This window comes from Xanthomonas dyei (assembly GCF_002939865.1).
GTDB lineage: Bacteria > Pseudomonadota > Gammaproteobacteria > Xanthomonadales > Xanthomonadaceae > Xanthomonas > Xanthomonas dyei.
This window is the reverse complement of the sequence record NZ_MDEE01000018.1, coordinates 85,502-95,533: the sequence shown is the minus strand read 5'-3', so window position 1 is coordinate 95,533 and position 10,032 is coordinate 85,502. Positions and strand designations below refer to the sequence as shown.

8 protein-coding genes are annotated in these 10,032 nt (G+C 63.7%); 3 read left to right on the top strand and 5 right to left on the bottom strand.

The annotated features are described in order from the left end of the window. Positions 1–233: 233 nt before the first annotated feature. Positions 234–773 carry a hypothetical protein gene (locus tag XdyCFBP7245_RS13400; protein ID WP_104616079.1) on the top strand — a complete coding sequence of 180 codons (540 nt, stop codon included), beginning with the start codon at positions 234–236 and terminating at the stop codon, positions 771–773. 6 nt (positions 774–779) lie between these two features. Here the strand turns inward: XdyCFBP7245_RS13400 and XdyCFBP7245_RS13390 are convergent, their stop codons facing one another. After that, a complete protein-coding gene (locus XdyCFBP7245_RS13390; RefSeq protein WP_170068642.1) occupies positions 780–1,226 on the bottom strand; it encodes a hypothetical protein in 447 nt (148 codons plus the stop codon). Between the two features lie 240 nt (positions 1,227–1,466). Next, complete coding sequence (locus tag XdyCFBP7245_RS13385) at positions 1,467–2,648, bottom strand: MFS transporter (RefSeq protein WP_104616095.1); 1,182 nt, start codon at positions 2,646–2,648, stop codon at positions 1,467–1,469. Between the two features lie 450 nt (positions 2,649–3,098). On the opposite strand from XdyCFBP7245_RS13385, the gene XdyCFBP7245_RS13380 reads away from it, so the two are divergent. Further along, complete coding sequence (locus XdyCFBP7245_RS13380) at positions 3,099–3,722, top strand: dihydrofolate reductase family protein (protein ID WP_104616094.1); 624 nt, start codon at positions 3,099–3,101, stop codon at positions 3,720–3,722. 712 nt (positions 3,723–4,434) lie between these two features. Here the strand turns inward: XdyCFBP7245_RS13380 and XdyCFBP7245_RS13375 are convergent. Beyond that, positions 4,435–4,614 carry a CsbD family protein gene (locus tag XdyCFBP7245_RS13375; RefSeq protein ID WP_104616078.1) on the bottom strand — a complete coding sequence of 60 codons (180 nt, stop codon included), beginning with the start codon at positions 4,612–4,614 and terminating at the stop codon, positions 4,435–4,437. 405 nt (positions 4,615–5,019) lie between these two features. Between XdyCFBP7245_RS13375 and XdyCFBP7245_RS13370 the strand changes: the two genes are divergently transcribed. Then, positions 5,020–7,275: a PAS domain-containing protein gene (locus XdyCFBP7245_RS13370; RefSeq protein ID WP_104616077.1), complete on the top strand. Its 2,256-nt coding sequence runs from the start codon at positions 5,020–5,022 to the stop codon at positions 7,273–7,275. Between the two features lie 108 nt (positions 7,276–7,383). Here XdyCFBP7245_RS13370 and XdyCFBP7245_RS13365 read toward each other — a convergent pair whose 3' ends face one another. Then, positions 7,384–7,791, bottom strand: coding sequence for a 2-oxoglutarate dehydrogenase (locus XdyCFBP7245_RS13365; RefSeq protein ID WP_146091673.1), 408 nt, complete (start codon positions 7,789–7,791; stop codon positions 7,384–7,386). A 34-nt stretch (positions 7,792–7,825) separates the two neighbouring features. Continuing rightward, the gene (locus XdyCFBP7245_RS13360) at positions 7,826–9,553 is read right to left on the bottom strand and encodes a S10 family serine carboxypeptidase-like protein (protein ID WP_104616075.1); all 1,728 of its coding nucleotides are present in this window, start codon (positions 9,551–9,553) and stop codon (positions 7,826–7,828) included. Between the last annotated feature and the right edge of the window lie 479 nt (positions 9,554–10,032).

The window sequence follows — 10,032 nt, the reverse complement described above, 5'->3', positions numbered from 1 at the left end:
TGGCGAAACTCCGAAGATCCAAACGCGATTCTCCGGAACGATGCGGACATTCTGCCCTCTCAGGCATCGTTATTCAGACCTTCCCTAGCGCTTTAACTACAAACAACGCGGCGAGGTTCACTTATCCGCCCTGCTTACCTTGAGGTAGGATAACAGTCAGTTTCTTTCCGCCTGCCACGTCCTGACGAGCTGTTCGATGTGACATAAGGGGGGCATTGATACCGAGAGTAGTCGTGAAAATTCTTAACTCGCTGTTGGATAGGCTGGACAGCATCAGTTCCTTTGCGATGCTCTGCGTAAACTCTGCACTGTGCGCCCTTGTAGTGCTCGCACATGGGGGCGCCCTGCTGTTGGTGAGTACCGGCAAGGTGCCGGAGATGGCGCAGGAGATTGCGTTTGCCTATGTGTCTGTGCCTGCCGTGATCGTTGCGTTGGCATTCTCGGTGCTGGCCTTCATTCGCCGGGAAAAGCTTGGAACCGCGCTCAAAGTCCATGCTGTGATACTCATGGGCTTTGCTGCTTACATGCTTTATTTTGGCCTTGACGTAGTCTTCAATGGGGTGCCACGTGGCGACAGATTCAGCTGGGATCCCACTTTCTTCGCGGTTTTGCTGGGATATCCGTTCTTGCTGATCAAGCGGGCATTCCCGTGGTCAGGGTTTAACCGTACGCCACTGCGCTTCGCGCCGGTGCTAGCGGTGGGGATTTCATTTCTGATCAGCGCCACCGTTTCTTGGCGGATGTTGGCCTTGTTCAGAGCTGGCGGAGAATAGGTTCACCTATCCACCCTGACACCGCTGCCACCCACCCGCAGCAGCCGACACCTGCTCCCATCCATTGCGCAGCCGCTTCATCGCTTGCCCGCCCACGCAGGCGTAACCCAGCTGTTTGGCCTCTGCCGTGCCAAGGCCCGGTAGCGCAATGATGGAATCCGACGGAGCGGGGCGCCCCTGACTGCGCGCCTCGTTACGCAGCATCATGTTCTCGATGCTCTGGCAGTAACGCACCATGCCCGGATGCGGGTGCGCGCGGTGCTGCTCGCAATTGAAGGGCGTGGTGTCGCGCGCCATGGAGTTGTACGGTTGCCGCGTTGGCGGGATGTATTTGCTCGTCGCCTTGCCCGTGGCTGAGCGCATGCCCTGCGCCGGCGCGCCTTGTGCGCACGCGAGCATGCACAGCGCTGTCAGCGCCAGCGCGCCACGGCGCGCGATGGTGATTCTGTCCATGGTGTTCCCCCTGTTCGCACCGATCCTAGCCCACGCGTTGCATGCGCGGGTGGTTCAGTCCGCTTGGTACTCAGGGCCTGTCTCTGACGCCTGTCGCCACGACGACACAAGGATGCCGCTACGAAAGTTTGGCCACCTCAACCGTGTGCGCGGCATCTAGCGCCATTTCTGCCGACTGCGGTGCCCCTTGCCGGTTAGGGCACTGCGCCACACCGCGCGGCGCTCGCTTCTGGCATCACATCACGCCAAAGTTGCTGGCCGCTTGCGCCACAACGGCATTAGCGCCAGCAACCCAAGCAACGGGCCCGGCAGTAGTACCCACGCGATTTGCAGCCCCAGCGCGTCTACATACCGCGTGGTCACGCCGATCGCCACCACCGTGATCGCAAAGCCAATCGCGTTCTGCATCGACAACGCGCTGCCCACGATGGCGGGCGGGCACGCACGTGCAGCCAATGCAGAAAACTGCGGCGAGTCCGCCACCACACTGGTGCCCCACACCAGCATCAACGCCAGTGCTGCATAGCCCGACTGCGCACCCACCCACGGAAACGCCAGGCAACACAGTGCCGACATCAGCAACGCCACCGCCGCCACGCGCGCGCTGCCGATGCGCGCACTCAACTGCCCGCCCAACACGCAGCCCACCGCCCCTGCGGCAATCACCGCAAACGCCAACATGGCCGTGCTCACCCCAAGCGCCTGCGCCAACCCGGCGCGGGTGATCAGCAGCGGCGTCAGCGTCCACATCGCATACAACTCCCACATGTGGCCGAAGTAGCCAAACGTGGCCGCGCGAAAGTCCTTCAGCGAAAACGCCTGCAACACCGCACCGAACGCCAGCTTGCCGCCCGCCCGTCGCGGCGCAGACGCAGCTTGCCCCAGTCGCAGGATCATCACTGCGGCAATCACCGCCAGTACCGACGCCACCAGCATCGGTGTCTGCCACGGCAACGCGCCACCCACTGCCTTGATGCCCTGCGGCAACGCGGTGCCCAGCGTGAGCATGCCGACCAACCATGCCAGCGCCTTACCCGCATGTTGCGGCGCCCACTGCACCACCAGCTTCATCCCGATCGGATAAATGCCAGACAGGCACAGCCCCACCGCAAAGCGCCACACCATCCCCGTGGCGACATCGCTGGCAAACACCGCAAAACCCAGATTGCACGCCGCGCCGCCTACCGCGCAGCTGGCAAAGATGCGGCTGGCCGCAAACCGGTCGGCCAACCCGCTCAGCGCAAAGCTCAACGTACCCAGGATAAAACCGACCTGCGTGGCCATGGTCAGCAACCCGATGGCCGCCGCACCCACGCCCCACTGCCGCATCACGTCGTCGGCCGCGCTATTGGCCGAAAACCACAACGAGGTGCCCAGCAACTGCGCCACGATGATCACCACCAGCGCAGTGCTGGGTCGCATGGGTGCTGGTACGGCGTGTGTCATCAGATGCGCCTTATGGGTGCGCATCGCAATGTTGGTCGCGGACGCCGAGCTGAAGGTGAGTAATGCCTGGTGTTTAGGGCTGCTGGCATGGCATGGGACCCAATCAGACGCGGTCGTGTAGTGGCGATGAGCTTACTGCAGGTGCCTGCCCGCTGCTCTCGCTCGCGAGTCGATTAGGTATGCCTGGACATATGACGCGGGAGTACCCCAAAAGATGCCAGCGAAGTTCTTTGATCGTCAGAAGCGGGGACCAAGACTGTCCCAGCCTTGCCGCAAGGCCGCGCTCGCTGCCTGACGGTCTGTATGGCAGCAGGCAACGCGGTGCAGACGCATGTCGAATTTCGTACAGTCCCCTCGTCGTTGTTGCAAGGCTGGCATCCCGCCCACCGCCGTCTCGCTCCTGCCGGGGCGCACGAGGAAACTGCAATGCGTGAGCTGAAATTGATGATGTCGGTGTCGTTGGACAGTTTTGTCAGTGGGTCCGATGGCGAGGTGGACTGGATATTCAGCGGTGACCAGGAGGCGATCGCCTGGAAGGTCGCCACTGCGTGGGAGGCCAGCCTGCACATCATGGGCAGTCGCGTCTTTCAGGGCATGGCGACTTTCTGGCCAACGGCCACCTCCCCGTTTGCGCCGCCGATGAATCAGATCCCCAAGGCGGTGTTTTCTGCGCAGGGCGCAGCAGTATTAAACGCGGCTGTTACCGCGCTCCAGGCTGCGCAGGCACAGGCCGACGCGGCAGGCGCACCATTGCAGGATGGCGCGCAGAGTTGGGCGCAGGCCTACGTGGCCAGTGGCGATCTGGCTGAAGAAGTGGCCAAGCTCAAGGCGCACGGTGACAAGCCGATCATCGCGCATGGCGGTGCGGCGTTTGCGCGTAGTTTGATTGCGCACAACCTGGTCGATGAGTACGTGCTGGGCGTGTACCCGATCGTGCTGGGCAAGGGCCTGCCGATCTTCGATGGCCTGCCCGCACCACGGCCGCTCACGCTGATCGGCACCAAGACCTTCCCAAGCGGGTTTATGGCGCAGACGTATCGGCCGGTGTGAGCAAGGGCGTCGGCGTCATCTTCCAGTGCACAGTTGCTGGCATCGGGCGAACGATAAAAACAGTGCCGCGCGCCATTGGTTGCAGCGATAGCAATCATTGGTGCGCACCACGTGGCACAGGAAAAAAGGCGCTGTGACAGCGCTTGCTGGACATATGCGGTGACCACCCCCTCTCCCCGCGGGAGAGGGGGTGGGGTGAGGGTACGGCCACACGTGATGGCTCAGTTACATCAGGCTTTGCCCGTACCCTCATCCGGCCCTTCGGGCCACCTTCTCCCGAGGGGAGAAGGGAATGGCTGCACGTGCTTTGGTTGACTTGCCGGACGTGCGTTAGCTGGTTTTCGCTTGCTCAGGTCATTTGGTTTTTGACTGGATACGATAAAAACAACGACGCCCCGATTCAGTCGGGGCGTCGTTGATTGTTGGGTACTCTGGGGTGCAAGTATCGAGCGCTGTAGCGCCGTCTAATGCGAGTTAATGAGCGGGGCGGATCGCAGCGAGCGGATTATCTGTCGTAGCAAGCAGATAATGCAGGCACTTCATCCGTCCAGACACCTCATCCGGCCAACCAAGTGACTGCTCGATTCGGCCGGCTAAGCTCCTGCCCGCCACAATCACACTGCTCCTGACCGAGGCCATCGACGCGTTGCTTTTCAGCGACTGCCGTCAACGCGTTGCGCCAGTTTCTCGCATTCTTCCAACTCACAAACCCTTACTTGGCAGCGTTACGCACCTTGTCGGCTACTTCACCGGCCTTGGCCTGCACCTTGCCGATATTCTTTTCGGCGGCGCCTTCCAGCTCGGTGCTCTTGTCGCCGGTGACGCGGCCGACGGCTTCCTTGACCGAGCCCTTGATCTGCTTGGCGGTGCCTTCGATACGGTTCTTATCCATGGGACGTTTCTCGTAGTTTGGGAACCCGGCCAGTCTCTCTGGGCCGGTGTGAGCATGATGTGCGCTCGCATTTGGCCGCCCTGTTGCGAGTGCCGCGCGCTTCATGCATCCAATATGACGCTGCGACTGGCGGCGTCACAGTCGCGTCCCCGGGCGATCGGTCTAACACGGCGAGGTACTTGCTAGCTGGTGGCCACACATTGGCCAGCAGCACGCTGAATACGGTGTCGGACTTGGCCGGCCAGGATCGCTGCCGCGGGGCGCTGCCGGCTAACGGCGCGGTTGCACGCGCCAGCGCAACCACCTCCGTTCTGACGCCGACGGCAGTGCACAGCCACTGCACATTCCGTGCAGGAGCGCGTGCCACAATGCGGCCACTTCACAACCAGGCACGGCCGCTACCACGTGAGCACAGCGCACCCCGCCATCGAGCCGAGCGGTCTGGAATTCCTCTCCGGCGGTGGCGTCATGGGGGCGGCGATCCGTGCGCACGACTGGGCGGCCACGCCGATGGGCGACCCGCACACCTGGCCGCAATCGCTGCGCACGGCGTTATCGATGATGCTCAACGCCAGGTTGTTGGGCGCAGTGCTGTGGGGGCCGCAACTGCGCCTGTTCTACAACGATGTGTATCTGCAATCGTTGGGCGACCGCCATCCGTACGCACTGGGGCAACCGGTGGCCGAGGTCTGGGGCGAAACCTATGCGCCCATCGCCGAGGATTTTGCACAGGTGATGCGGACCGGCGACGGCTACGGCCAGGGTGTTGTTTCGTTGCCGATGGTGCGCAACGGCGTGCGCGAAACCACGTACTGGAATTCCACCGCCTCGCCCATCCGCGGAGAAGACGGCAGCATCGTGGGGCTGTTGAACATCGCCATCGAAACCACCGCGCAAGTGGCGGCCGAGCGTCATCGCGAGATTCAGAACGCGATGCTGAGCAATGCGAACACGCATCTGGTGCATGAAGTGGTGAGCCGTACCAGCGAGCGCGATCGCGCGCTGGAAGCGGAGACCGTTGCGCGCCGCAATGCCGAGCGCGTGCAGTTGGCACTGGCCGCCGGGGCGATCATCGGCACCTGGATCTGGGATCTGCCAAACGATGCGTTTTCGGTGGACGAAGCCTTCGCCGACACCTTCGGTTTCGATCCGTCGTGCAGTCGCACCGGCCTGCCGTTGGAGCAGGTCATCGCCACGGTGCACCCGGACGACAGAGATGGCTTGCGTGCGGCGATCAGCAAGGCGATTGCGCGTGGCGGTGCGTATGCGCACCAGTACCGGGTCAAGCGTCGCGATGGGAATTACTACTGGCTGGAAGCCAACGGCCGTGTCGAACATGCGCCGGACGGCACGCCGCTGCGATTTCCCGGCGTGCTGCTGGATATCGACGCACGCCACGCCTTGTCCGAAGAACGCGACCGTGCGTTGGCCGCGCTGCGCGATCTGAGCCAGACGCTGGAACAGCGCGTCACCGCGCGCACGCGCGAGCTGATGGTGGCCGAAGAAGCGCTGCGCCAAGCGCAGAAGATGGAAGCGGTGGGTCAGCTCACCGGGGGGCTGGCGCACGACTTCAACAATCTGCTGGCCGGCATTTCCGGCGCACTGGAATTGATGATGCTGCGCGTGGAGCAGCAGCGCTTTGCGGAGTTGCCGCGCTATCTGGGCATCGCGCAGAGCGCCACCACGCGCGCGGCGGCGTTGACGCACCGTTTGCTGGCGTTTGCACGGCGGCAGACCTTGTTGCCCAAGCCGACCAATGTCAGCCAGTTGATCGTCGATATCCTGGAGTTGGTACAGCGCACGGTGGGCCCAGGCATCCAGGTGGAGTACACGCCCAACGCCGCGCTGTGGCCCGCGCTGGTGGACGCCTCGCAGCTGGAAAATGCACTGCTCAATCTGTGCATCAACGCGCGCGATGCCATGCCCAATGGCGGCTGTCTGCGGATCGAGACCGGCAACCACTGGATCGACCACGACATGGCACGGCAACTGGGCATGCGCCAGGGCCCGTACCTGTGGCTGTGCGTCGGCGACACCGGCACCGGCATGCCGCCGGACGTGGTGGCGCGCGCGTTCGACCCGTTCTTCACCACCAAGCCGCTGGGCGAAGGCACCGGGTTGGGGCTGTCGATGATCTATGGCTTTGCCAAGCAATCCGGCGGGCAGGTGCGGATCCAGTCGGAAGTGGGCAAGGGCTCCAGCGTGTGTTTGTATCTGCCGCGCCACCTGGGCGATGCAATGCAGCCCGATGCCCATACCGACCCGCTACAACTCACGCCCACCGATGCCGGCGAGACGGTATTGATCGTCGACGACGAGGCGTCCATCCGTCTGCTATTGGGCGAGGTGTTGCAGGAGTTGGGCTATACCGTCATCGAAGCCGGCGACAGCGTGGCAGGCCTGGGCCTGCTGCAATCGGACGCGCGCATCGATCTGCTGATCAGCGACGTGGGCCTGCCCGGCGGCATGAACGGCCGCCAGATGGCCGACGCCGGCCGCGCCCACCGCGCCGGTCTCAAGGTGCTGTTCATTACCGGGTTTGCCGAAAACGCCTTGCTGGACGACCGCCACCTGGAAGCGGGCATGGCGGTGCTGACCAAGCCGTTCAGCGTAAGCGTGCTGACCGCGCGGGTGAAGGAGCTGATCGCCGCGCAGGCGTGAGTGCGCTGGCAGGCACTCGCCCGCGCGGTGAGTGCCTGCGCCGCGACCCTGCTGCCGCCATGCGTCCATGGCAGAGGCGGTGTTCACTGGTGGCTGCAGTGGTCTGCATCACTTGTCGCGACGTTGATCGCGCAAGTACGCCTCGACGTCCTGCAGCGTGACACGACCGCTGCCGCTGCGGTCGATCTGCTCGAAGTGCGTGGCGACAAACCCCAGCCCGCGCGCTTGCGCCTGCTGTTTGGTGAGCGCATCGCGATGCGCCAGTGCACCGTCGGCGCCGAGCGTGCTGGTGATGCGCTGTTGCGCCTGGTCTTCCAGCGTGTCGCCGGTGCTGTCCGTGCGCTCGGCTTCGAGGCCGAGCTGCGCGGTGGGCATGAATGGGCCATCGATCCCTCCGTGGTGGGCGTTGGATGTGATGGAAGCGACGCGTTGCGGCGGCAGCGCTTGCGCACTGACGGTGGTGGCCACCACGGCAAGCATGGCGGTGCCATAACGGAGGCAGCGGAGCAGGCGCATCAGGAGTTCCTCGCGATGGATGAGCGGAGCGCGATCATGGCGTTGCGGTTGCAGCAGTCGCGGCATTGACGTTGCGGTTGTCTGGCCATGGCGAATCCAGCAAGGCCAACGGCACGGCATCGGCGATCGGCGCGTTGGCGTAATAGGCGGTGAGGTCGGCCTGCAATTTGGGGCGCGAGTTATCGTCGAGATAGATCATGTGGCCGCCCGCGTAGGTGGCCACCTGCACATCGGCATCGAGATTGCGAATGGTGCGTAGCCGCGCCAGTTGTTTTTCGTTGCTGTAGAACGGCGTTGCAAGATCGTGATAACCGCTGACCGCAAAGACCTTGAGCGCCGGATTCAGGCGCAGCGCGCCGAGCAGGTCTGGCAGGGTATCTGGCAGCAGCCGGCCTGCATGGCGGAAGTCCCAGACGTTGATGATGTCCATGTTGAGCGAGGTGTAGGTCGCGTTGGGCGCGCTATACCCCAGATAGGTGCTGAACTGCTGCGCCAGTGCGTTGGCCAGGGGGCGCTCGATCAATATGTTGGACGGGTCGTTATCGTTCTTCAGTCGCCCGTCGCTGTTGGGCAGGCTGACACGCCCGTCGTAGCGGCCGATGCTAGTGCCGGGCAGCAGGCCTTGATTGAACGAGGCCAGCGAGAAGTAGCCTTGCAAGGCCTGCGTGGTCAACCCGGACAGTGGCCGCCACCGCGTCAGCACCGCTGCACCGGGTTGTACCGGCTTGCCCAGGATGGTTGGAAACCCATACTGACTTAGCACCCAGGTGGGGCCATAGCGCTGAAACTCCGCGTGCACCACGCTGACGAACGCGCGCATCTGCAGCGCATAGAACTCATCGCTTGCGCTGACCTCGGTCTGCTTGTGATACGCGGCAACTGCGGCATAACTGGGGAAATAGCCGCCGATGGTGTCGCCGCTGTATTTCATGCCTTTTGCGTAATCCGGGTAATACAGCCCACCGCTCGCAATCGTGTCGGCGTAGTAGTTCAGGATCGAGGACTGCAGCACGATGCCGCGCAAACGTACCCCAGCCGATTCCAGCGCCAGCGCCAGCATGGCGGAGCGGGTGGTGCCATAGGATTCGCCGAACAGATACAGCGGTGCATTGGCACGGCGATTGACCTGCACATAGCGCTGGATGAAGTCGCGCATCACCCGCACATCGGCATCGCTGCCCCAGAAGCTGGCATTGGTGTTGGGCAAGATCGCCTGCGACAGGCCGGTACCCGGCGGATCGATAAACACCATGTCGGTGCTGGCGATCAGGCTCTCGGCATTGTCCACCATCGGGTAATTGGGCCAGCTGCCGAAGCTGGGCGCTGCGGTGGCCATGCGCTTGGGTGCGAACGAGGCCAGATGCAACAGCGATGCCGATGCGCCGGGACCGCCGTTGTAGAAAAACGTTAGCGGCCGCGGTTTGCCGTTGCGTGCCGGCGCGGTGTAGGCCACATACGACAAGGTCGCTTGCGGTTGCCCGGCCGCGTCGCGCGCAATCAGGTGGCCGGTGCGTACGCTGTAGGCCACGGTGTCCTGCTTGCCGCGCCACAGGTAATGCATCAACGCAGAGCGCTCGTTGGCGACGCTGGCATCCAGCCCGGCATCGGCCTTGACCGAATAGGCGATGCGATCGATATACGGGGTGTCGGCACTGGCCGCCTGCACCGGCTGCTGCGCGCCAACGCAGTGCGGCACAGCCAGCAAGAGACCAAACAGCAGGACAAGCGGATGTCGCACGGTACCGACATTGCGCTGGGACATGGTGCACCTGTGGCAGAGGGAGGCGCTGCGAGGGTGTGGCGATCACACGCACCCGCCGCGCACGGTCATTGCGCACGTGCGTTGCAGCCGGCATGTCATCCCAAGGTCGTGATGCAGCGAGCGGATCAGACCGGTGCTTAGCTTATGGAGCCTGCCGGCCGCCTCGGAGACTGCGATGCGAAGCCACGGCATGGCGAGCGAAGTGGAAACGGCGCTGGCCAGCGCCGGTGCAACGCGTTGTGACCGACTCGACATCGCTCCCGCGCGCCACATGGCGGCACCAGACCGTCCGGCAGATCAGGCAGTCGGATTGTTCGCGTGGCTGCGCGCCGAGGCGATGCGCGTTGAGCGGGGAGCGGGTCCGGCAGATGCGTCCGGCCTGGCTGCGTGATCAGCCGGTCGGCGCATCGGTGCAGGCCAGCAGCGCAACGCTTGCGCGGACGACGGCCAATGCATGCGATGCGCGAGCCAACGGCAGG